We start from the raw sequence: 1,351 nt of genomic DNA, 5'->3' as shown, positions 1-1,351 counted from the left end.
GGTGCGGGTGGCGGTGTCGGGGGTGGGCAGAGCGGTGGCGGGGAGCCGTCGGATGCTTCCGGGCTGCTCGACGCCACCACCGACGCGTGGTCCGGCGACTTCGACCAGGACCTGGGCGAGCCGAGCGCGGCATTCGGTGAGGGTGCGGACCGGCTGGTTCTCCCCGACAGCGGCGAGGGCTCATCGGCAGTGCCGATGGCACCCGTCGTCCCCCCGTTCGTGCCGGCGCCGCCCGGTGAACGGGCCCGCACCGCAGAGGAGAGCAGCACGAGCTCCCGTCTGGCGGACGGGGAGGATGCGGCCTGGACCGACACCACTGCTGACGATCCGGCCGAGCTCGGCACGTCCGACACACCGTTCGCGCCCGGAGTCGGTGCCGGTGCCGAGGGCAGTCCGCCGAGCCGTGGCTGGGGCGAGGCAGCCGAAGCCGCACTGTGGGCACAGGCCGCACTCATCAGCCGGTCCGCCGCCGAACAGGCGGCGGAACGTCGACGGTCACGGGACGAGGACGAGGAGGACGGCGCCGCGTTCTTCCCGGCGTCGGTGCCGGCGTCGTTCGCCGCGGATCCTGAGCTGCCCGCGCCGCCTGCCGGAAGCGCCGGCCAGGCATCCGAGGACGCCTTCGCACTCGACGGCATTCCCGACGCCGAGGTGGCGCTGACGCCCGGGGAAGCCGCCGCGGAGACGGAGGACTTCGCCGCCTGGGACGTCGTAGAGGATCCGCTCATCCCGTTGCTGCGGTCGTCCGCAGCAACGGACGAGGAGGAGGAAGAAGGCGGTCCAGCGTCCCGCTATTCCGGCGAGGAGGAGGAGACCTGGACCGGCGAGCGGGAGACGCCCGGCGCGCCGGCCCCGAGCATGGCCACCTGGCAGCCCGACCGCTCGGGAACGGGCCCCAGCTCGACGACGGTGCAGGCGCAGGTGTTCTCGAGCTGGGCTGAGCCGGACCCCGACGATCTTCCCGAGGCCGAACAGGCTCCTCAACTGGGAGACGCCGAGGACCAGGAGGAGGCGGAGGAGGAGCAGGCCGACCGCAGGATTGCGCGCCTGCTCGTGCAACACCAGGACGCCTGGGGTTCGCTGGAGGGCGAGGACGACCTGCTCTGACTGCCCGGATTCCCGTTTCGGAAGTCGCCGCCCAGCCGCGCGGCACGGGGGTTGAGATCAGCGACCACGAGTGAACAGCCGGAATATCGGACTCACTTGGCCCGGGTTGGCGGTCCCGGTAAGTACTTTGCCCAAGCTCGTCGTGGCGAGCTTGGGCAAAGTACATAACGGGCCCCGGGGGGGTTTGAAACCCGACGACTCCGGTGAGGAGATATGCTGGAAGAATACCCGGCAGCCCGCAACC

The 1,351-nt window shown here is 71.4% G+C and carries 1 protein-coding gene; it reads left to right on the top strand.

Translation table 11 applies throughout. From position 1 onward, the window contains the following. Positions 1–1,107 (top strand): hypothetical protein (locus ACWD5D_RS18525; RefSeq protein ID WP_451373770.1); only part of this gene is annotated, 1,107 nt, incomplete at its 5' end. Between the last annotated feature and the right edge of the window lie 244 nt (positions 1,108–1,351).

Source organism: Streptomyces sp. NPDC002520 (assembly GCF_053595235.1).
The sequence above is the reverse complement of the archived record's forward strand: the minus strand, read 5'-3'. Positions and strand labels throughout refer to the sequence as shown.